The sequence below is a fragment of the Nonomuraea sp. NPDC049624 genome, assembly GCF_040675255.1.
GTDB lineage: Bacteria > Actinomycetota > Actinomycetes > Streptosporangiales > Streptosporangiaceae > Nonomuraea.
Genome location: NZ_JBFAOR010000003.1, coordinates 399,890 through 421,603, shown reverse-complemented (window position 1 = coordinate 421,603; position 21,714 = coordinate 399,890). Strand labels below are relative to the sequence as shown.

At 73.5% G+C, this 21,714-nt stretch carries 16 protein-coding genes; 3 read left to right on the top strand and 13 right to left on the bottom strand.

Annotated features, from left to right (window positions below):
• Positions 1 to 2: 2 nt before the first annotated feature.
• Complete coding sequence (locus AB0J76_RS13445; protein WP_352323350.1) at positions 3 to 2,762, bottom strand: AAA family ATPase; 2,760 nt, start codon at positions 2,760 to 2,762, stop codon at positions 3 to 5.
• 199 nt (positions 2,763 to 2,961) lie between these two features.
• Between AB0J76_RS13445 and AB0J76_RS13440 the strand changes: the two genes are divergently transcribed.
• Entirely contained in the window at positions 2,962 to 5,976 is a 3,015-nt protein-coding gene (locus AB0J76_RS13440; RefSeq protein WP_364389518.1) for a BTAD domain-containing putative transcriptional regulator, read from the top strand.
• A 128-nt stretch (positions 5,977 to 6,104) separates the two neighbouring features.
• On the opposite strand, the gene AB0J76_RS13435 is transcribed toward AB0J76_RS13440, so the two are convergent.
• The 4 genes from AB0J76_RS13435 to AB0J76_RS13420 all read right to left on the bottom strand — a co-directional run bounded on the left by AB0J76_RS13435 (position 6,105) and on the right by AB0J76_RS13420 (position 9,693).
• Complete coding sequence (locus AB0J76_RS13435) at positions 6,105 to 6,350, bottom strand: hypothetical protein (protein WP_352327256.1); 246 nt, start codon at positions 6,348 to 6,350, stop codon at positions 6,105 to 6,107.
• A 103-nt stretch (positions 6,351 to 6,453) separates the two neighbouring features.
• Positions 6,454 to 6,915 (bottom strand): hypothetical protein, encoded by a 462-nt coding sequence (locus AB0J76_RS13430; RefSeq protein ID WP_352327255.1) that lies wholly within the window; start codon positions 6,913 to 6,915, stop codon positions 6,454 to 6,456.
• 101 nt (positions 6,916 to 7,016) lie between these two features.
• Positions 7,017 to 8,246 carry a serine hydrolase domain-containing protein gene (locus AB0J76_RS13425; protein ID WP_352327254.1) on the bottom strand — a complete coding sequence of 410 codons (1,230 nt, stop codon included), beginning with the start codon at positions 8,244 to 8,246 and terminating at the stop codon, positions 7,017 to 7,019.
• Positions 8,247 to 8,433: 187 nt separating this feature from the next.
• Positions 8,434 to 9,693 carry a serine hydrolase domain-containing protein gene (locus AB0J76_RS13420; protein ID WP_352331269.1) on the bottom strand — a complete coding sequence of 420 codons (1,260 nt, stop codon included), beginning with the start codon at positions 9,691 to 9,693 and terminating at the stop codon, positions 8,434 to 8,436.
• Positions 9,694 to 9,874: 181 nt separating this feature from the next.
• Here AB0J76_RS13420 and AB0J76_RS13415 point away from each other — a divergent pair, with 181 nt between their 5' ends.
• Positions 9,875 to 10,195: a hypothetical protein gene (locus tag AB0J76_RS13415; RefSeq protein WP_364389515.1), complete on the top strand. Its 321-nt coding sequence runs from the start codon at positions 9,875 to 9,877 to the stop codon at positions 10,193 to 10,195.
• 36 nt (positions 10,196 to 10,231) lie between these two features.
• On the opposite strand, the gene AB0J76_RS13410 is transcribed toward AB0J76_RS13415, so the two are convergent.
• Together AB0J76_RS13410 and AB0J76_RS13405 are read right to left on the bottom strand one after the other, a co-directional pair.
• A complete protein-coding gene (locus AB0J76_RS13410; RefSeq protein ID WP_352330656.1) occupies positions 10,232 to 10,636 on the bottom strand; it encodes a hypothetical protein in 405 nt (134 codons plus the stop codon).
• Between the two features lie 127 nt (positions 10,637 to 10,763).
• Entirely contained in the window at positions 10,764 to 11,927 is a 1,164-nt protein-coding gene (locus AB0J76_RS13405; RefSeq protein ID WP_352330654.1) for a pyridoxal phosphate-dependent aminotransferase, read from the bottom strand.
• Between the two features lie 108 nt (positions 11,928 to 12,035).
• Between AB0J76_RS13405 and AB0J76_RS13400 the strand changes: the two genes are divergently transcribed.
• Positions 12,036 to 12,806 carry a GntR family transcriptional regulator gene (locus AB0J76_RS13400; protein WP_352330652.1) on the top strand — a complete coding sequence of 257 codons (771 nt, stop codon included), beginning with the start codon at positions 12,036 to 12,038 and terminating at the stop codon, positions 12,804 to 12,806.
• A gap of 106 nt (positions 12,807 to 12,912) precedes the next feature.
• On the opposite strand, the gene AB0J76_RS13395 is transcribed toward AB0J76_RS13400, so the two are convergent.
• From AB0J76_RS13395 to AB0J76_RS13370, 6 genes are all read right to left on the bottom strand, one after another.
• On the bottom strand, positions 12,913 to 14,406 hold the full coding sequence (locus AB0J76_RS13395; RefSeq protein ID WP_364389796.1) for a CoA-acylating methylmalonate-semialdehyde dehydrogenase: 1,494 nt from the start codon (positions 14,404 to 14,406) through the stop codon (positions 12,913 to 12,915).
• Positions 14,407 to 14,480: 74 nt separating this feature from the next.
• Positions 14,481 to 15,275, bottom strand: coding sequence for an SDR family NAD(P)-dependent oxidoreductase (locus AB0J76_RS13390; RefSeq protein ID WP_364389513.1), 795 nt, complete (start codon positions 15,273 to 15,275; stop codon positions 14,481 to 14,483).
• Positions 15,272 to 16,456, bottom strand: a complete 1,185-nt coding sequence (locus tag AB0J76_RS13385; protein ID WP_364389511.1) for a glycine C-acetyltransferase — start codon at positions 16,454 to 16,456, stop codon at positions 15,272 to 15,274. The genes AB0J76_RS13390 and AB0J76_RS13385 overlap by 4 nt, the downstream gene beginning before the upstream one ends.
• Before the next feature lie 28 nt (positions 16,457 to 16,484).
• Positions 16,485 to 17,813, bottom strand: coding sequence for an MFS transporter (locus AB0J76_RS13380; RefSeq protein WP_352325002.1), 1,329 nt, complete (start codon positions 17,811 to 17,813; stop codon positions 16,485 to 16,487).
• A gap of 37 nt (positions 17,814 to 17,850) precedes the next feature.
• Positions 17,851 to 19,566 (bottom strand): hydantoinase B/oxoprolinase family protein, encoded by a 1,716-nt coding sequence (locus AB0J76_RS13375; protein WP_352325003.1) that lies wholly within the window; start codon positions 19,564 to 19,566, stop codon positions 17,851 to 17,853.
• The gene (locus AB0J76_RS13370; RefSeq protein ID WP_352325004.1) at positions 19,563 to 21,641 is read right to left on the bottom strand and encodes a hydantoinase/oxoprolinase family protein; all 2,079 of its coding nucleotides are present in this window, start codon (positions 21,639 to 21,641) and stop codon (positions 19,563 to 19,565) included. The genes AB0J76_RS13375 and AB0J76_RS13370 overlap by 4 nt, the downstream gene beginning before the upstream one ends.
• Between the last annotated feature and the right edge of the window lie 73 nt (positions 21,642 to 21,714).

The window sequence follows — 21,714 nt, the reverse complement described above, 5'->3', positions numbered from 1 at the left end:
GGTCAGGCGCGGCCCGTGCCCGCGTCGTCGCCGAACCGGACCGCGAGCTGCGTCCGGCCGCGCACGCCCAGCTTGCGGTAGGCGCTGGACAGGTGCGTCTCCACGGTCTTCACATCGATCACCAGCTCCTCGGCGATCTCCCGGTTGGACCGGCCGCGCGCCGCGAGCAGGGCCACCCGCCCCTCCGACGGCGTCAGCCCGTACGGCTCGGCCGGGCGGACGGGCTGCGCCGCCGCCGCGGCCCAGCCGTCCGCGCCGATCCCGGCGAAGACGGCGGCGGCCCGCTCGGCGCTCTGCCTGGCCGCGGCCCGCTGCCGCAGCCGTGTCTGCGCCTGGGCCAGCGCCAGCAGCGTGCGGCCGAGCTCGAACGGCATGCCTGCGGCGGTGAACTCCGCGCAGGCGGCGCGCAGCTCCTCGGCGGCCCGTTTGGGCGAGCCCGTGGCCACGAGCAGGAGGCCACGGGCCCGGCCCGCCACGCCCCTGGCCAGCGGCCGGCCGATCAGCCGCGCCGACCTGGCGGCCCGCTCGGCCAGCTCGGCGGCCCGGTCGAGACGGCCGAGCGCCGCCAGCGCCTCCACGTGGTCGGACACCGCGGTCGGGCACACCACTTCGAGCGCCGCTCCGAGGGCCGTGGCCGCCTGCTCCATGTGCTCCAGGTGCCGTGCCGCCTCGGCCGGGTCGCCCGCCGCCAGTTCGACGAAGCCGAGCAGGGCCCGCAGGCACAGCGCGCCCGTGCCCATGCCGGACCGCAACGCCACGGTCAGGCCCTCCTCGGCGATCGGCCGCGCCCGGTCCAGCTCGCGCCGGTGGGCCAGCACCAGCGCCTCGGTGAACAGGGCGGACGTGGACGGCGTCTCGGTCTCCTGCCCGGCGCGGCGGGCGAGCGCGGCGCGTTCGGCGGCGGCGTCGAGGTCGCCCGCCAGGCACTCCACCTCCGTGGCCCACATGAGCGCGGACGGGATGTAGGCCTCGACGCCGGCCGCCACCGCCGCCGTGCGGACGGTGTCGAGCGCCGCCCGTGCCGCCGGCAGGTCGCCGAGCGAGCGGTACAGGTAGCCGGCCACGTGCAGCGCGGCGAACGGGGAGCGGTCCAGCGGGTTGTCGTAGGACGGCTCGGGCACCGCAGCGGGCGGCCTGGCGGTGCGCATGAACTCGATGGTGATCGTGGCGATGGTGGCCTCGTCGTGCAGGGCGGCGTCCCCGGTGCGGGTGGCCACGGCCAGCAGCTCGCGGGCGTGCCCGGCGGCCCCGGCCAGGTGGCCGACATGCATGCGCGAGTACGCGAGGTCGGCCAGGATCGGCACGAGCAGCTCCACCGACTCCCCCGCCTCCAGCCTGGCCTGCTGGTTGGGGACGAGCGCGCCGGCGTAGTCCCCCTCGCAGAAGATCGCCCGGTTGAGCAGGAACAGCACCTCGGCCTTGACCGGCCCGGACGGGCACCGCTCCACGACGTCCTCCAGCAGCGCGCGGGCCCGGGACGCGCCGCCGCTGGTCAGCAGGTTCGCCGCGGCCTCGATCCGCCGCCTGGTGGCCAGGTCGTCCTGCTCGGGCGGGGTGAGCCGGGCGGCCCATTCGGCCAGCTCCCCCGCCGTGTACGGCGCCCCGCGGGCCACCGCCACCCGCGCCGCCTCGTGCAGGGCGTCGGCGGCGACCGCGTCGGGACCCGTCGCGGCCAACGCCAGGTGCCTGGCCCGCTCCTCCGGCCCGGCCGCCGTGCGGGCGAGCCTGGCGTGCATCTCGCGCCGCCTCGCGGCTCCGGCCGACTCCAGGACGGCGGCGCCGTACAGGGGGTTGGCGAAGCGCGGGACCGGACCGCCGGTGACGACGACGTGCCTGGCGACCAGCTCGGCCAGGCCCTCGTGCCCCGCGGGCAGGCCGTCCAGCAGCCCGGCGCGGGCGCGCGCGGCGGAGGCGAGCATCAGCGCCACCTCGGCCGCCGCCTCCGACAGGCCGTCCATGACGGTGCGTAACAGGTGCCGCAGGCTCTCCGGGACGGGCAGCTGCGCATCCAGGTCGGGCCGGTCGTCCAGGGTTCTGGCCAGCTCCAGCGCGAACAGCGGGTTGCCGCCGCCGGCCTCGTGGACGACCCGCAGCAGAGCGGGCCGCGGCGGCCGGCCGTACCGGGCGGTGAGCAGGGCGCCGATGGTGTCGGCGTCCAGGGGGCCGAGCTCGCGCCGTTCCACCCGGTCGGGAGGCACGGCGTGGGCGAGCGGGGGCCGGGACAGGTCGCCGGTGCCCGTGCCGGTGCCGGTGCGCAGCGTGGCCAGCACGCCGGCGGGCTGTTCCAGCCGGCGCAGCGCGAAGCCGAGCACCGCCTCGGTGGACGGGTCCAGCCATTGCAGGTCGTCCACGCCGATGATCAGCGGCCCCTCGTCGGCGTACCGTCTGAACAGGTGCAGCACGGCCAGCGCGACCGCCCGCTGGTCCGGCGGCGTGTGCCCGGGCCGCTGCCAGAGCAGCGCCACGCCGAGCGCGTCACGCAGGGGCTCGGGCAGCGCGCGGACCGCCGGGGAGTCCTGCTGCCCGTCGAGCAGGTCGCCGAGGCCGGAGTAGATCAGCCCGGTCTCCGTCTCCCCCGGGCGGCAGGCGAGCACCCGGCCCGCGCCGGCCCTGACGGTGGACAGGGCGGCCGTCCACAACGACGTCTTGCCCATGCCTGCCGCGCCACTGATCATGAGCATGCGGGGGCCGGCGTGCGGGAGGCCGAGCCATGCGCGCAGCGAGTTCAGCTCGGCGTCTCTTCCGAGGAGGCGTTCGCCCATGTTCACCTGCCGTGGAACCGCCCCTCGGCGCGGCCGGGACGGTGGGGGCATCGTTCCGTCACGGCTCGTGGAGCGTAACAAAGCATGATCCTCGGGGAAAATGTCGCGCGGGTTCAGGGGTTTCCCTGAGGACGTGACGGACCCCGGCACCTTTACTCGTCGTCGACGATGTCAGCCCCCTGCCCGGAGGTAGCGCCCGGTGGCCGCAAACATCCGCGTCGCCGTACTCGGACCCGTCGAGCTCGTCGCCGGTCACCGGCGTACCGGCCTGCCGCGATCCCGCCTGCGCGCGGTGCTGGGCCTGCTGGCGTTCACACCCGGCCGGGTGGTGTCGGTGGAACGCCTGGTGGACGGCCTGTACGGCGAGCAGCCGCCGGCGGAGGCCGTGCGCACGCTGCACACCTACATCTCCCACCTGCGCCGCAGGCTGCGCGAGGCCGGTCTGCCCGAGGTCCTGGAGACCCGCGCGCCCGGCTACCGGCTGGCGCTCGTGCCCGGCGAGGTCGACGCCGCCGTCTTCGAGTCCGAGGTGCTGCTCGGCCGCGGCCTGCTGGCGGAGGAGGTCTCGGACCGGGCGGCCGGCGTGCTCGCGGGCGCGCTGGAGTTGTGGCGGGGCGACGTGCTCGCCGACTGCCAGGTGCACGGCTGGGCGCACGGGGAGATCGAGCGGCTCAGGGAGATGCGGCTGTCGGCGACGGAGGACGTCCTGACCGCGCGGCTGCGCCTCGGGCTGCACCGGGCCGCCGCCGAACAGCTGGAGCACCTGGTCGTGGAGCATCCGCTGCGCGAGCACCTGTGGGAGCTGCTCATGATCGCTCATGCCCTGTCGGGACGGCAGGGCGACGCCCTGGCCACCTTCCAGCGGGCCCGCCGGGTGCTCGACGAGGAGCTCGGCGTCGATCCCGGCCCGGCCCTGCGCGGGATCGAGGCGAACGTGCTGCGCCGCCGGCTCACCGCCGAGGACCTGTTGCCCCCGGGCGTCGCGCCGGTCGTGCGGCAGGTGACGGCCGCGCCGGTGGCTCCGGCGGGCGTGCGCACCGGCGTCCCGGCCCCGATCACCCGGCTCGTCGGGCGTGCGGCGGACCTGGCCGAGCTGCGTCCCCTCGTCGAGGGCCACCGCCTGGTGACGCTGACCGGCATGGGCGGCGTCGGCAAGACCCGCCTGGCCATGGCTATGGCCGCGGGCATGGCCGCGGGCATGGCCGCGGGCGCGGGCGCGGGCTTCGACGGAGTGCACTTCGTGGAACTGGCCCAGGTCGAGGACCCCGAGCTGGTGGCGCCGGCCGTCGCCGACCTGCTCGGCGTGCACACCACGGGCGGCCACTCCACGCTGCGGGCACTCGCCGAGCACCTGGGGACGCGGCGCGTGCTGCTCGTGCTCGACAACTGCGAGCACCTGGCCGACGCCTGCGCCGCCGTCGCGCACGAGCTGCTCACGAGCTGCCCGTCGGTGCACATCCTGGCCACCAGCAGGGAGACGTTGCGTGTGGGAGGCGAGCTGGTGTGGCGGGTGCCGCCGCTGGGCGCGCCGCCGTCGGCCGAGCTGTTCCTGGAACGCGCCGGGCTCGGCCCCCTCACCGGCCTGGACGACGACCAGCGGGCCGCACTGTCACTGATCTGCGCCGACCTGGACGGACTTCCGCTGGCCCTGGAGCTGGCCGCGGCCCGGGCCAGAGTGCTGACGCTGCCCCAGATCGCCGAGCGGCTGCACGACCACTTCACGTTGCTGACCGGCGGCCCGCGCACCTCGCCACCGCAGCACCGGACGATGCGGGCCGTCATCGACTGGAGCTACGCCCTGCTCGACGACGGCGAGCGCGAGCTGCTGGGCGCCCTGTCGGTGTTCCCCGGCGCTTGCGACCTGACGGCGGCCGCCGCCGTCTCGGCCGAGCCCGACGTTCTCGACCTGCTGGGACGGCTCGTCGACAAGTCCCTGGTGACCGTCGAGCCCACGCCGTCCGGCGCCCGGTACCGCATGTCGCAGACGATCCGCCAGTTCGCCGCCGGGAAGCTGACCCCGCAGCGGCGCGACCTGATCGTGCGGCGGCACGCCGAGCACTACCTGGCCTTCGCCGAGAAGGCGGAGGGCGAGCTGAAGGGGCCGGGGCTCGGCGCGGCGCTGGACCGCGTCGCCGCCGAGCACGACAACCTGCGCGCCGCCTGCACCTTCGGCGCCGCCGACGAGGTGGCGCTGCGCATCGCGGGGGCCGTCTGGCGCTACTGCTACCTGCGCGGCCACTACTCCGAAGGCCGCCACTGGCTGGAGACCGCGTTGCGGCACGCCGGGGCCGCCGCGGAGCCGTACGTGGCCAAGGCGCTGGGCGGCGTCGCGACGCTGACCGCCTACGAGTGCGACTACGCCCCCGCCACCGGGTACGCCGAACGCGCCCTGGCCGCGTACCGGCGGCTCGGCGACGCGGCCGGCGTGGCGCGGGCGCTGAGCATGCTGGGCGAGATCGCCCGCGAGACCGGCGACTTCGACCGCGCCCTGCGGACCCACGAGCAGGCACGGCAGGAGTACCGGACCGCCAGGGACGTCTGGGGGGAGGCGTTCCAGGTCGAGATGCTCGCCCTGGCCTCGTGGCTGGCCGGGCGCTTCACCGAGGCGCGGGCGCGGGCGCGGGAGGCGCACGACGCGTTCGTCCGGCTGGGCGACAAGGAACGCATCGGCTGGACGCTGCTCGACCTGGCCGCCTGCGACCTGTACGACGGCGCCCCCGCACGCGCGCGCGACCTGCTGCTGGAGGCCCTGGCGCTCTTCGAGGACGTCGGCTTCCCCGAAGGGCTCGGCTGGGCCGACAACCTGCTGGCCCTGGCCGACCTGACCGGCGCCGGGCCGTCCGGGGCGTCCGGGGCGTCCGGGGCGGATCTCGGGGCCGCGGCCCGGCGGCTGGGCCGCGCGCTCGACGTCCAGCACCGCCTGGGCGACCTGTGCCGGTCGTCGAGCGTGGTGGAGGCCATCGCCCGCACCCTGCACCTGGACGGCTCCCACGCCGCCGCGGCCGAACTGCTCGGCGGCGCCGCGAGGATCCGCGAGACGATCTCGGCGCCCGTGCCGCCGTGCGAGGCGGCCGACCTCGCCGCGCTGGAGAGCGGCCTGCGTGCGGCACTGGGGGCCGACGGCTACCAGGCCCGCCACACCGCCGGCCGCCGCCGCACCGTCGCGGACACGGTGACCGCGGCCCTGGCCGCCGCCGAGGCGACCGCCAGATGACGACAGGACACGTCATGCTCGTTCACGCCGCGAGACGACGACAGGACACGTCACGCTCGTTCAGGCCACGGAACGACGTCAGACGGACGTCACGTTCGTTCGGCGGCCGCGGGCTGAGGCGAGCCGGGTCACGCCGGCGCCGCCACGGAGCCGGCGGCGAGGAACCGGCGGCCGGGCGGCCTGACCTCCGCCGGTCCCCCGCCGTCGGGCGCCTCCCCGCCGTTCCCCGGCACTTCCCCACCGGCTCCGGGCACCTCCTCGCCGGGCCCTCGCGGCGCACCCTCGTCCGGCTCCGGCGGCAGCTCCTCGCCGGGCGTTCGCGGTGCCGCCCGTCCGGGGGCAGGCGGTGTATCGGGGGTGTGCAGCGATGCCACGTCGGCGCCTCCTTCGACGTTCCGTCCCGTCGTTCTCGCGACCAGGGCTACGCGGCTCCGGTTGCCGGAATGTTGCACCGCTGCTGCCCCCATGGCGGGACGGCTACATCGGCGCCGAGCGGGTGATGCAGCGGGGGTCCGGGTCCTGGGCGGTGGCGAAGAACGCCGCGAACACGACCTGGTCGTCCTTGCGGTCGGTGCTCGTGACGAGCGGCCGTCCGCCGTCGACCAGCGGCAGCGCGGTGTAGGTCGTTCCTGGTTCGACGGCGCGCTCGAAGGCCCAGGCGTTCCGGTAGCCGTCCCTGATCCGCATCTTCACCACAGTCGTGGACCCGCCGTGGTCGACGCGGAAGGTCAGCTTGTGCCAGGCGCGGCGCCCGCCTGGCAGGTTCTCGAAGGTGGCGGTCGCGTCGAGCTCGTACCGGAGCGCCTTGCTGCCGTACGTGTGACAGCCGAGCTGGAGGTCGGTCGCGGCGTGCGCCGGCGACGCCACCGCGAGCAGCAGAGCACTCGCGGCGGCGGCCGCCCCGGCCGCTTTGCCGGTTCCGATCACTGATCTGGTCATTGGTCCCCCTTGTGAGACTGACGTCGGACAACCTCAGCAAAGAGGACCGCTGTTGCGCGGGGCTGGCCCCGCGCTTGCACCGCCGGTCAGCGTGGCCCGCGTCAGTCGTCGAGGGCCTGGTAGAGGGTGGTCCAGAAGTCGTTCATCAGATGGGCCGGGTTGGGGACGGAGTAGCCGAGCTGGCAGAGCAGGACGCCGGTGAGCCCGTTGACCGGGTCGGCGTAGGCCGAGGTGCCGCTGCCGCCGTCCCAGCCGAACTGGCCGACCGGGGCGTAGTCGCCGCGGTAGGTGCGCACCGCCATGCCCATGCCCCAGCCGCCCTGCTGTCCCTGGCCGAAGGAGATGTGCACGTTGTTCCTGGCCAGGGCGGTACGGGCGTCGTTCTGCCGCGGAGTGAGCCGGTTGGTGGTCATCAGCTCGACGGCGGGCCGGGACAGGATGCGGGTGCCCCGGTGGGTGCCGCCGTTGAGCAACATCCGGAAGTAGGCGTGGTAGTCGTCGGCGGTGGAGACCAGGCCGCCGCCGCCTCCCTGGAACGCCGGCGGCTTGCTCCACCGCCCGCCCTCGGGCTCGTCCCAGACGAGGAACTCGCCGGTGGCCGGGTCGGGGGCGTACAGGGCGGGCAGCCGGTCGATCTGGTCGGCGGGCACGTGGAAGCCGGTGTCGGTCATGCCGAGCGGTTCCAGGACGCGCTCGCGCAGGAACTCCTCGAACGGCCGGCCGGTGACCCGGGAGACGAGCACGCCGACCAGGTCGCTGCTGATGTGGTACTGCCACTGCTCGCCCGGCTGGTACATCAGCGGCAGCTCGCCCAGGCGGCGCAGCCACTCGTCCGGCTCGGGCATCTCGACCGGCAGGTTCGGGGTGAGGCCCCGCTCGAAGATCGCGTTCATGATCGGCTTGCCCAGCGCGGTGAAGTCCATGCCGAGCCCGAAGGTGGAGGTCAGCACGTCCCGCACGGTTATCGGCCGGTGGGCCGGGACGGTGTCGTCCAGCGGCGCGCCGGGGCTGGTCAGCACGCGCCGGTCGGCCAGCTCGGGCAGCCACGGGTCGATCACGTCGTCCAGCCGCAGCCGGCACTCGTCCAGCAGCACCATGGCCGCCGCGATCGAGACGGGCTTGGACGTGGAGGCCATCCGGAAGACGGTGTCGCGGCGCATGGGCGCGCCGCCGTCGTGCCGCATCGTGCCCATCGCCTCGACGTGCGTCTCCTCGCCGCGGCTCACCAGGGCGACCAGGCCCGGGATCCGGCCCGAGTCGACGTGCCGGGCCAGCACCTCGCGCAGCCTGCGCAGCTCCTGCTCGGAGAAGCCGTTCCCGCCGATCGCCATGATGGTGTCTCCTTTGTCGCGGTGGTCGTTCCGCCGGACCGTTGTCCGGTCCGGCGGCCATGGGTCAACCTTCGCGAAGCGCCCTGACACCGGACCGTCACCGCACTGACGCCGCCGCTGACACGCCCGCTCCGGGCCGTCGGCGACGACGTGCCCAGGCCGCGCCTCGCCTCGGGCACGCGTGACGTCAGCGCTTGACGGAGACCAGCCGGTCCACGGCGAACGGGACGATCTGCGGCTGCGCGGCCTTCGTGCGCGCCGCGCTCTGGCCGCAGAGCCCCAGCAGGAGATGGTCGACGGTGGCGTAGTCGATCGGGCTGATCTCGATGTTGCCGTTCTCGTCCAGGCTCTGGTACTTCGTGCGGTTGACGCCCATGGAGAGCTGGCGGACGCCGTCCGGGCTGGTGTAGGAGTCGGTGGCCATGCCGAAGACCCCGCCGCTGTGCCCCCAGAACCGTCCGCACGGCAGGTCGGTGGCGTAGATGCCGAGGCCGTAGGCCCCCGACACGCCGGCCACGGGCACGGTCTTCTGCATCTCGGCCAGCTCGGCCGGGCCGATCAGCCCGCCGCGCAGCAGCACCCGGTAGAACTGGTTGAGGTCCTCCATCGTGGACACGACGGCGCCCGCCGTGCTGATCCACGACATGTTGTAGACGCTGTAGTCCTTGGGCGGGTCGATGAAGCCGAACATCGACTCGTACGCCTTGGAGTGCGGTCCGGGGATGACCGGCGTGCGCGGGAAGGACGTGTGCCGCAGGCCCGCCTTGCGGATGACGTTGCGGGTGATGTACCGCTCGGCGTTCTCGCCCGTCACCTTCTCCAGGAGCAGGCCGGCGATCAGGTAGTTGGTGTTGGAGTAGATCCCCGGCGTGGCGCCCGGCTCGCCGGTGGGCGTGGCGGCCAGGCCCAGCTCGACCAGCTCCCGGCGGGAGAAGGTGCGGAAACGGTTGTCGTCGAGGCTCTCGAACGTGCCCTGGAGCAGCGAGGGGAAGGCCGGGCCCACGTGGTCGGCGATGTGGCTCGTGTGGTTGAGCAACATCCGCACGGTGATCTTCTGGCCGCGCTCGCCCGGCACCACGTCGGGCAGGTAGCGGGCGATGGGGGCGTCCAGCTCGACGGCGCCGCGGGCCACCTGCTGGAGCAGGGCCACCGCGGTGAACGTCTTGGTCATGCTGCCGACCCGGTGCAGCATGTCCGGGCGTACGGGGCGCCTCGTGGCGACGTCGGCCACGCCGGAGGCGCCCCGCCAGCTGCGCTCGCCGTCGCGGACGGTCGAGTAGATGCCGTACATGCCGGCCTCGTGCACGGCGTCCAGCGACTGCCGCAGCGCCTGCCGGTCGAGCCCGGTCTCCCGCGCGGGGGCGGCCTGCGCCGGGCCGGCCGCCAGCACCATCCCGGCGGTCAGGGCGATGGCCGAGGCGTTCTTTCCAAGCGTCCGGATGTTCATGGCGTAAGCATGATCCGAACGCGGTTCCGCGGTCAGTCCCGGCTGTCATCGGCTGCACATGACAGGAGTCATGAACGGCCGCGCAGCGGACGGACCCGGGTGCCGCCTCTCGGGAGGAAACCCCGGAATTTCCTTGTTACTCAGAGTTGTCGCTTATTTACTCTACGTATAACCTGGAGGCATGACACGTCTTCCCGCCTTCGCTCTGAGCGCCCTGGCCACCACGCTGGTCGCGGCATCGCTCCCCGTCTCCGCCCACGCCGCCACCGGCACGTTCTTCTACACCAGGGCCAGCAACGGACAGGAGACCACCCTCAACATCCCGACGCCCAACGGCGCCTGCCTGCCGGTCTCCGGCGGCGCCCGCAACGCCCACAACGACACCGACGCCGACGCCACCCTGTACACCAACAGCAACTGCACCGTCTTCGCCGGATTCGTCGGCTCCCGCAACTTCGAGACCTTCACCGCCCCCTTCCCGACCTTCGTCAAGTTCGGCTAGAGGCGCGCGCCTTCGACCCCCTACCGGGGGCGGGTGTCAACGAGCCGCTGTCGCCGGGGCCGCGGGCGTGAACCAGGCGGTCGAGGGCGGCGACAGGAGGCAGTAGATCGCGCCCCCGGCCAGCACGAGGCCGGCGACGCCCCCGATGCTCGGGCCGCCGATCATTCCCCAGAGCTGGGTGGCCGCCAGGACCGCCTCGACGGCCACTCCCGTCCAGCGGACCCACGGCCGGCGCGACCTCATCCTGGCCACGACCACGCCGATGGTCACGCCGATCACGACATTGACCAGGACGGGGATCAGCAGGAGCCCGACGAGCGCCGCCTCCACGAGGCCGGTCACAAAGACGATCAGACTCAGGGCCACCAGGACCACCTGGATGCACATGACGGTTCGCGCGGCGCGCAGTACGGCGGGTAACGGCAGGATTCGCTCGTTCATCGGTCTCCTTCAGCAGATCGACCTGTTCCCCGAGGCTGATGCCATGATCTCCCTTCATTGTCGACCTTGGTGACCGACTGCCGAAATTTGCCGCAAAAACGCAACAAGACCGGCATGCCCGGGGGTGTCAGGACGCCCGGAGGGCCCGTTCGAGGCCGCGGATCAGCTCGGTGAGCGTTCGCTCGTCGGAGCCGAACGTGATGCGGACATGTGTGTCGGGACCGTGCATGTCGGCGCCGCGTACGGTCGCGATGCCGTTCCGCAGGAGCGCGTGGTCGATGGCGGCCGGGGTCTCGCCGAGGCGTGAGCAGTCGGCGAGCAGGAAGGCGCCGCCCATGGGCCGGACGGGCTCGGGGAGGCCGCTCGCGGCGATGCCGTCGCAGACGAGGTCGCGCTTGGCCTGGTAGGTGGAGAGCGCCCGGTCGAGCCAGTCGCGCGGGCCGGTCAGGGCGGCGACCGCGGCCCGCTGCGGAACCGCTCCGCAGCACACCGCCTCCCACTCGAAGCGGCGGTTGAGCGCGTCGATGACCGGTGGCGGCGCCAGGACGTAGCCGAGCCGCCAGCTGGCCAGCGCGTAGTACTTGCTGAGGCTGGTGACGGTGACCAGGTGCGGCCAGCGGTCGGCGTACGCCTCCACCGGGTGGTAGCGGTGGCCGTCGTAGGTGAAGTGCTGCCATGAGTCGTCGGAGATGACGAGGAGCCCGTGGCGGGCGGCGAGGTCGACCACGGCCTCGAGGGTGGCGGCGTCGGGGAGATAGCCCGTCGGATTGGTCGGATTGCACAGCAGCACGGCGCGGCTGCGGCTCGTGACGGCGGCCTCCAGACCGGCCAGGTCGAGCGCCCAGCCATCGCTCTCGCGGGACGGGACGCCGACGGGCGTCGCGCCGGCCTCGCGGACGGCGCCGTCGAAGAAGTAGGTGGGGGTCGGCACGATCACCTCGTCGCCCGGCGCGAGCACCGTGCGCAGCACGAGGGAGAGCCCCTGCATCGCTCCGTGGGTGATCAGCAGGCGGCGCTCGGGATCGACGCGCAGGCCGTGCTCGCGCTCCAGTTCGGCGGCTATCGCGGCGCGCAGTTCCGGCAGGCCGCGGGTGTCGCGCGGATCGGGCAGGTCCATCGCGCCCGCCACCGCCCGCCGTACGTGCTCGGGCATGGGCAGGATCGGGGCGCCCGCGAGCGGGAGCATCCGCACGCCGTCGCGTGCGCTGCGCTCCGCGCGGGCGCGGGTGCTCATCGCCCCCAGCGCCGGGAAGTCGCTCGCGGCGGGAAGGGACCAGGAGTTTCGCTGCATGGAACGAAGCATCGCACACTGAGATATCAACAACAAGAATAGATATCTCTATCCAGTTCCCGACGACCGAGCTGCTGTATCAACGCTGTGAATTGGTATCCTGGCGCGATGTCCGACATTCATGGTGTGGTCAGCGGAACCCCGCACATCCCCGCGCTCCTGCTGGTCGGCACGGACGAGACCGGCCTCGACCGCACCAGTCAGGCATATCGGGCGATCCGCCGCCAGATCATCGACCTGACGTTGTCGCCCGGCAGCAGTTTCACCGAGACGTCGCTCGCCGAGCAATGGCGCATCAGCAAGACGCCGGTGCGCGAGGCGCTGGCCCGGTTGCGGCGCGACGGGCTCGTGACCGCGCTTCCGCGCGCGGGCTACGTCGTCAGTCCGATCACGCTGCAGGACACCGACGCCCTGTGCGCCCTGCGGACGCTGCTGTCCGGCGAGGCGGCCGCCGCCGCGGCGCGCCTCGGCGTCACGGCGCCGGCGCTCGAACGGCTCGAAGCGCTGTCCAAGGTGCCCATCGCGCTCGCGGCGGGCGAGGTGGAACAGGAGGAGTCGCTCCGGGCCGGCATCGAGTTCGAGGGCATCATCGCCAACTTCAGCGGCAACCCGCGTCTCGGCAAGGCGATCGTCGACGTGCTCGACGAGCTGGAACGGGTTCTGCGCATGGCCGCGTTGATCGATCCCGGCATCGCGAGCCCGCCCGGCGAGCTGGGGGCCGTCTACGAGGGGCTGCGCGCGCGTGACGCGGACGCCGCCCGGGACGCGATGCGCGCCCGGTGCGAACGCGTGCGCCGCGACCTGCTGCAGGTTCTGGCGAAGAGCACCTCGGTGAGCAGGGCGCACATCGAGCTGCCCGCCTCGCGCCCGCCGGCCTAGCCGGCGCCGGGCGGGGGCCGGGCCTGCGAGGTGCGGCGCGTGGCCGGTCGGAGGCCGGGCCGTCCGACCGGGCCCGCGGGGTGCGGCGCGAGGCCGGGCCGTCCGGTCAGACCGCCGTCGGGAAGGAGAGGTCGCCGCGGTGGCGCGGGCCGTCCTCCCTCTCCGCCGGCCACCGGCTGGTGACGGCCTTCGCGCGCGTGTAGAAGGCGACGCCCTCAGGGCCGTGCATGTGGTGGGCGCCGAACAGCGACTGCTTCCAGCCGCCGAACGAGTGGAACGCCATGGGCACCGGGATCGGCACGTTGACGCCGATCATCCCGACCTGGACGGAACGCTGGAAGAGGCGCGCCGCATGGCCGTCCCTGGTGAAGATCGCCGTGCCGTTGGCCAGGTTGTTGCCGTTGATCAGGCCGATCGCCTCCTCCAGCGAGCCGACCCGCACGACGACGAGCACCGGGCCGAAGATCTCGTCGCGGTAGACGTCCATGTCGGGCGTGACGTGATCGAACAGCGTCGGCCCGACGAAGAAGCCGTCGCCCCCGAGGTCGAGCTTGCGCCCGTCGACGACCAGGTCGGCGCCCGCGGCGACGCCGGAGTCGATGTAACCCCTGATCCGGTCGAGCGCCTCCGCCGACACGACCGGCCCCATCTCGGACCCGGCCTCCAGCCCCGGCCCGACCTTGATCGCCTGCGCCTTCTCGCGCATCAGCTCGACGAGCGGCCCGGCCACGTCGCCCACCGCGACGGCGACCGAGATCGCCATGCAGCGCTGGCCCGCCGAGCCGTACCCGGCCGCCACCAGATGGTCGGCGGCGTGGTCGAGGTCGGCGTCGGGCAGCACGACGGCGTGGTTCTTGGCGCCGCCGAGCGCCTGGACGCGCTTGCCGCCCGCGGTCGCGCGCTCGTACACGTACCGCGCGACCGGCGTCGAGCCGACGAACGACACGCCGGCGATGTCCGGGTGGTCGAGGATCGCGTCGACCGCGACCTTGTCCCCGTGGACGACGTTGAAGACGCCGTCGGGCAGACCGGCTTCGGCGTAGAGGTCGGCGATGAGGTTGGCCGCCGACGGGTCGCGTTCGGAGGGCTTGAGCACGAACGTGTTGCCGGTCGCGATCGCGATCGGATGCATCCACAGCGGGACCATGGCGGGAAAGTTGAACGGCGTGATCCCGGCGCAGACGCCGAGCGGCTGCCGGAAGGAGAACAGGTCGACGTCGGTCGAGACCTGGTCGGAGTACTCGCCCTTGAGCAGGTGCGGGATCCCGCAGGCGAAGTCGATCACCTCCAGGCCGCGGACGAGCTCGCCTCTGGCGTCGTCGAGGACCTTGCCGTGCTCGGCGGAGACCAGCCGCGCGAGGTCGTCGAGGTGCTTGTCGACCAGCTCGCGGAAGGCGAACATCAAGCGCGACCGCCGCATGACCGAGGTGTCGGCCCAGGCCGGCAGGGCGGCCCGCGCGGCTCGCACGGCGGCGTCGACGTCGTAGGGCTCGGCCAGCAGCACGTCGGCCTGGTGCGTGCCGGTCGCGGGGTTCCATACCGGGGCGGTGCGGCTGGACCGGCCGGCGGTCTCGCGGCCGTTGATCCGGTGCCGGATCATCCTGACTGTCCCTGTGCTCACAGATAGCTCACCTTCTCGTGGGGTGCTGGTTGCGGGTGTTCGGCGGCGCCGCGTCAGACGATCAGGTCGCCGCCGTTGATGTCGATGGCCGCCCCGGTGATGTACGCGGCGCGGTCCGAGGCGAGGAAGGCGACGAGCTCGGCGACCTCCCAGGGCTGCCCGGCGCGGGGCACCGGGAACGACCGGGTGGCGTGTTCGAGTGCCTCTCCGGGCAGCAGCGCGCGGGCCATCGGGGTGTCGATGAGCCCCGGGCAGACGGCGTTCACCGTGATGCCGTCGGGGCCGCAGTCCTTCGCCAGGTGCCGGGTGAGCCCGAGGACGCCGTGCTTCGCCGTCGTGTAGTGGGCGCCGCCCGCGGTGCTGATGGTCTTGCCGGCGGTGGAGGAGAAGTTGACGATGCGGCCCCAGCCTCGGGCGCGCATCGCGGGAAGCGCCTGCTGGCAGCACAGGACCGTCCCGAGCACGTTGACCGCCAGCACCTGGTTCCACTCGGCCCGGGTGATCTCCTCGAACGGGGTCGGCGGTGCGACGCCCGCGGCGTTGACCAGGATGTCGAGCCGCGACCGCTCCTCCAGCAGCGCGGCGAACGCCCTTTGGACCTGGTCGCCGTCCGTGACGTCCACCGCGAGCGACCGGACGCGGTCCGCCGGCACGGCCAGCGTCGCCGCCAGCTCGGCGGGGCCGGGCGCGGCCAGGTCGAACACGGCGACGGTCGCGCCGCGGCGGGCCAGCGCGTGGGCCGCGGCCAGGCCCATGCCACTGGCCCCGCCGGTCACGATCGCGACCCGGCCCGCCAGCTCACTGCCGTCGGCGCTGGTCGGCGCCCGCAGTCCGTCGGCCGTGCTCATGAGCCGGCCAGGACGGCACGCGCGCGGCCGAAGGCGGCTGCGGCCCGTTCGAGCTGGCCGGCGGTGTGCGCGGCCGAGACCTGCACCCTGATCCGCTCCTCGCCGGCCGGGACGACCGGGTGGGAGAGCGCGAAGGCGAGGACGCCCTCGCGGCGCAGCGCCGCCGCCACGTCGCGGGCCAGCGTGCCGCCGCGCAGCATCACGGGGATGATCGGATGCTCCCCTGGCGGCACCTCGTAGCCGAGGTCGCGCAACGCCCGGCGCAGCCAGGCGGTGTTGGCGGCCAGGCGTTCCCGCAGATCCGGACGCCGCCGTGCGATGCGGATCGCCGCCAGCGCCGCCGCGGCCAGCGCGGGGGCCATGGCGTTGGTGAAGATGTAGGGCCGCGAGACCTGGCGCAGCGTCTCGACCAGCGCGCGGTCGCCCGCGACGAAGCCGCCGGCCGCGCCGCCCAGTGCCTTGCCGAGCGTCCCCGTCAGCACGTCGACGCGTCCCTTCAGCCCGAAGTGCTCGGGGGTGCCTCCGCCGGTCGGGCCCAGCACCCCCGTGGCGTGCGAGTCGTCCACCACGAGCACCGCGTCGTGGCGTTCGGCCAGCTCGCAGAGCCGGGGCAGCGCGGCGACGTCGCCGTCCATGCTGAAGACGCCGTCGGTGACGATGAGGCGGTGCCGCGCGCCGGCGGACTCGGCGAGGTGGCGTTCGAGCTCGTCGAGGTCGGCGTGGGCGAAGACGCGCCGCCGGGCCCGCGTGAGGCGGATGCCGTCGATCAGGCTGGCGTGGTTGAGCGCGTCGCTGAGGACGACGTCCTGCGGGCCGAGCAGGGCGTCGAAGAGGCCGAGGTTCGCGTCGAAGCAGGAGTTGTGGAGCACGGCGTCCTCGGCGCCGACCAGCTCGGCGATGCCCGCCTCCAGCTCGCCGTGGACGGCCCGGGTGCCGCAGAGCACTCGGCCCGCCGCCACCCCGAGCCCCGTCTCGCGCAGCGCCCGCCGGGCCGCGTCCAGGACCTCCGGGTCGCCGGCGAGCCCGAGGTAGTCGTTGGAGGCGAAGTTGACCAGCCACTCCCCCGCCACGCCGAGCGCCGGCCCCTGGGCGCCCGAGACCACGAGGTCGCGGCGCAGCCCGGTGGTCGCCCGGCGTCCGTCGAGCTCGGCGCGGAGCCGGTTCAGCAGCGCGGCGTTCACGCCCTGCCTCCCTGCCGGTCGGCGGCGGTCATGACAGGCTCCCGTCCAGCCGCTCCATCCGGCGTCCCGCGGTGAGCAGGACGGCCAGCCCGGCGACCATGATGATCGCGATGGCCAGCAGCGCGTAGGTGAAGCTGCCGGTCGCGGACGCGATCGTCCCGGTGAAGTACGGACCGATGAATCCGCTGACGTTGCTGACGGAGTTGATCAGGGCGATGCCGGAGGCGGCGGCCGCCTCGGTCAGGCCGATCGCCGGGATCCGCCAGAACTGCGGCATCGCGGTGATGATCCCGGCGACGCTCAGGCAGACGGCGAGCACGAACAGCGTGCCGCTGCTGGTGAAGGTCGCCAGCAGCAGCCCCGCCGCGCCGAGGGCCATCGGTACGGCCGTGGCCGTGACCGCCGTCCAGCGCGCGGCGAGGCGAGCCCAGGTCAGCAGGGCGACCGCGGCCACCACGTAGGGGATCGCGGACAGCAGCACGCTGCTGACGTCGGCGGAGTCGCCGACGCTCTGCGTGATGGACCTGATCATCGTGGGCAGGAAGAACTGCAGCGGGTAGAGCCCGAACGCGATCGCGAACCACGTCACGGCCATCGCCCACACCCGGCCGCTGGTCAGCGCCTGGCGCAGCCCGGTGAGCGCCCCGCGGGCGCGCTGTTCGGCGGCTTCGGCGGCCAGGAGGTTCTCGATGGCGGCCTTCTCCTCGTCGTCGAGCCAGCGCGCGTCGGCCGGGCGGTTCGGCAGGAAGACGAAGATCAGGACACTGACGACGACCGTCAGGATGCCCTCGACGAGGAACAGCGCCCGCCAGCCCGCGACGCCGAACAGGCTCTGGCCCCACTCCAGCAGCGCGGCGGCCAGCGGAGAGCCGATGATCGAGGACAGCGGGATCATCACGATGAAGGCCGACAGCGCCCAGGAACGCTGGCGGCGCGGGAACCAGAACGTCAGGTAGAGCAGGATCCCGGCGGCCAGACCGGCTTCGGCGAACCCGAGCAGGAGCCGCGCGGCGAACAGCGTGGCCGGGGAGTTCACGGCCGCGGTCGCCGCCGTGACCAGCCCCCACGTGATCATGATGCGGGCGATCCACTTCCGCGCGCCGAACCGGCTGAGCATCATGTTGCTCGGCACTTCGAACAGGACGTAGCCGATGAAGAACAGCCCGGCGGCCAGGCCGATCTGGCCGCTGCCGAGGCCCAGGTCACGGGACATGGGCGCGGCGATGTAACCGACGTTGGCGCGGTCGATGTAACTCGCCACGTAGGCGAGGCCGACCAGGGGCATGATCCGGACGCCCACCTTGCGCCAGGTGCGCGGTGAGACGGTGCTCGGTGGTGTCGCGACGGGTGAACTCATGGGGGGTTCCAATCGGTGTGGGGGGTGTGCAGCGGCTTCAGCGCGCCCGGCCTCGCAGCCTGGCGGTGGCGTCCCTGTCGATCACGCCGTCCGCGGTGATCACGACGCCGTAGTCCCGTTCGGCTCCCTCGTGGGTCACCTTGCCGTCGAGGACGTCTTCGAGGACCAGTTCGGGGATACGTTCGAAGGGGACGCCGTGCCCGCCGCCGCCGGCGGTCACGTGCCGGTGGCGGGTTCCCGCGGTCATCTCGAAGTGCGGTTTGGACTCCAGCACCCGTTCACCGGGACCGCCGGGGTCGAGCACGTTGAGCGAGGGGGTTCCCGGTGCGCCGCCGGCCAGCCCGTACGGCAGGAACCTGCGCCGGTCGGACCTGATCTGCACCTTGGCCTCGGCCGCCAGCAGCGTCATGTCGCGGAAGGTCGCCAGGCCACCGCGCCAGCGGCCCGCTCCGCCACTGTCGGGGAGGTAGCCGTAACCGTCGATGCGGAGGTGGCCGGAGCGTTCCAGCTCCTCGACCGGCGTGTTGGTCAGGTTCGCGCCCAGGGAGCTGATCCCGTCGACGCCGTCGCGGTCGGGACGCGCGCCCCACGCCCCCGCCAGCGGGTCCCACAACACCATGGACTCCCCGTCCGGCCCGACGAGGCCGATCGCGATCCCGTCGGGCCCGCCTTCCCCGGCGGCCGGCACCCGGGCGGGGAACACCGGGGCGAGCGCCCCGAGGACGGCGTCGATGATCCGGAAGCCGACGAGCCCGCGGGCGCCGCGCGCGGCCGGCCGCCGGCCGTTGAGGATGGAGGCTTCCGGGATGACGAAACTGAACGGCCGGTAGAAGCCGCTGTTGGCCGGGATGTCGGAGGCGAGCACGCCCTGCAGGGCGGCGTAGGCGGCGGAGCGGGTGAAGGAGGCCGTCGCGTTGAGCGCGGAGTCCACCTGCGGCGAGGAGCCGGTGAAGTCGAGCTCGATCCCCGACCCGGACAGCGTGACCTTGACCCGGATCGGGATCGGCCCGGACCCGAGGCCGTCGTCGTCGATGTGGTCGAGGAACTCGTAGGCGCCCGGGACGGCCTCGGCGAGCGCGGCGCGCAGCAGGGTCTCGGAGTAGTCGAGCAACTCGTCGACGAGGGCGGCGAGCCCGTGGACGCCGTGCCGCGCCGCGAGCGCGCGCAGCCCCTCGGCCCCGGTGTGGCAGGCCGCGAGCTGCGATTCGAGGTCGCCGCGCAGCAGCTCGGGCTCGCGGACGTTGCGCAGGATCAGCCGCAGGAACGTCTCGTTCACCGTGCCGGCCTCGACGAGGCACGACGGCGGGATCTGCACGCCTTCGGCGAAGATGCTGGTCGACTGCACGGCCATCGAACCGGCGGCCCACCCGCCGACGTCGGTGTGGTTGACGACCGTGACCGCGAAGCCCAGGAGGTCCGCTCCGGCGAACACCGGGGCGACCGCGAAGATGTCGGGCAGGTGCATGCCGCCCAGGGACGGGTCGTTGAGCAGGTAGACGTCTCCCGGACGGATCCGGTCGCCGAACTCGTCGAGGATCGCCTCCATCGCGTCCGGGATGGACCCGAGGTGCACCGGCAGGGTGTTGGCCTGGGCGATCACCCGGCCGTGCGCGTCGCACAGGGCGGCGGAGAAGTCCATGCTGGACGCCACGAGCTGCGAGTGAGCCGTGCGCAGGATCGTGATCGCCATCTCGTCGGCGATCCCGGTGACGGCGTTGCGGAAGACCTCGAAGGTCACGGCGTCGCGGATCATGAGGCGCTCCAGGTGATGACGATGTTGTTGAGCCGGTCGAGGTGCACCCGGGCGCCGGGCGGGACGAGGGTGGTGGCGTCCATGTCCTCGACGACCATCGGTCCCTCGACCGGTTCCGGGCCGAGATCCGACCGGCCCACGACGGGCGTGGGCATGGTCCGGTCGAACCGGCACGCGCGGACGGCGGGCTCGCCGCCGGGGGCGAGGGGCAGGCTCAGCACGTCCGCGATGGACACCGGGGTGGGGAGCCGGCCGCGTACCCGGAGGTTGACCAGCTCCACCAGCTCGTCCGTGCCGGCCCGGCCGTAGGTGCGCCGGTGCTCGGCGTGGAAGCGGGACCGCGTCTCGGCGAGCAGGTCCTCGGTGAGGTCGCCGTCGGGCACCCGGATCCGCAGCTCGAATCGCTGGCCGCGGTAGCGCATGTCCAGGAGCCGGTCCACGACGGCGTCGGCGCCCAGCTGGTCGCGTACGAGGGCGGACAGCCGCGCGAACTCCGCGGCGAGCGCGCCCACGTCGGCGAGGCCGGCCCGGTACGGGGTGAGCTCCTGGCGTTCGGTGTCGGCCACGAGCAGGCCCAGGCTGCTGAACAGTCCCGGATGCACGGGCACGATCACGGTCGAGATCCCCAGCTCGCGGGCCAGCGCGGCGGCATACAGGGGGCCCGCGCCGCCGAAGGCGACCATGGTGGCCTCCCGCGGGTCACGCCCTCGTTCGCTGGTCACCGCCTTGACCGCGGTCGTCATGCTCGACACGGCCACCTGGTACGCGCCGCGCGCGGCGCCCGCCACGTCGTCGCCGAGCTGCTCGGCCACCGCCGACAACGCCTTCGCGGCCAGCTCGGGGTGGATCGCCACCCGGCCGCCGGCCAGCGCGTCGGGGCTGAGGTAGCCGAGCGTCACGTTGGCGTCGGTCAGGGTCGGCAGCTCGCCGCCCTGGCCGTAGCAGGCGGGCCCGGGACGCGAGCCGGCGCTGACGGGCCCCACGTGCAGGGCGCCCGCCGCGTCGACGGAGATGACGCTGCCGCCGCCGGAGCCGACCTCGGCGATGTCGATCGACGGCGCCCGCACCGGGTACCCGGCGCCGGAACTGAGACCGCGGGCGCCGTTCATGCCGCCGCCGACCTCGTAGTCGGCCGAGACGAACGGCTCACCGTGCTCGATCAGGGACGCCTTCGCCGTGGTCCCGCCCATGTCGAACGCGACCACCGTGGACAGGCCCATCAACTGGGCGAGCTTCTGCACGGCGGTCACGCCGGCCGCCGGACCGGACTCGATGATCTGCACCGGCCGTCGCGCGACGGAGGCCGCGTCGAGCAGTCCGCCGCTGGACTGCATGACCAGCAGGGGCGCGCGCACCTTCGCCGAGCGCAGCCCCGCTTCGAGCCGGGTGAGGTATCCGTGCACGGTGGGGCCGACGTAGGCGTTGACCGTGGCGGTGCTCGTGCGTTCGAACTCGTGCGGCTGTGGGGAGACGTCGACCGACGCCGTGACGTACACGCCGGGCAGTTCGGCTCGCAGCAGCGCGGCGACCCGCCGTTCCTCGTCCGGGCGTACGTAGGAGTTGATCAGGCACACGGCCACCGCTTCGATGCCGTCCGCGCGCAGGCGTCCGGCCAGGGCGCGGATCTCGTCCTCGCCGGCCGGTGGGGCGAGCCGGCCGTCGGCCGTGATCCGCTGGTCGAGTTCGTGCCGGTCGCGTCGCCGGGCGAGGGGTTCGGGCTTGGACCATGACAGGTCGTAGAGCACCGGCCGGCGCAGCCGCCCGATCTCCAGCACGTCGCGGAAGCCGCGGGTGGTGACCACCGCGGTGCGCACGCCGTTCATCGACAGGATCGCGTTGGTGGCGACGGTCGTGCCGTGCAGCATCGCGACCACGGCCTCGGGCCGGGCCCCGGCCAGGGAGAGCACGCCGGTGGTCGCCGCCACCACGCCGGCGCCGTAGTCGGGCGGGGTGGACAGCACCTTCATGGGGACGACCTCGCCGTCCGGCCCCAGCGCGATGACGTCGGTGAAGGTGCCGCCGATGTCGGCGCCGACTCGCCAGCCGGCCGGTCGAGGATCGTGACTGGGGGGCACTGGATCTCCTTCGTTCTACGGAGCGACTGGGATCACAGTACGAGTGGGTTGAGATATCAGCAATGCCTAGTTG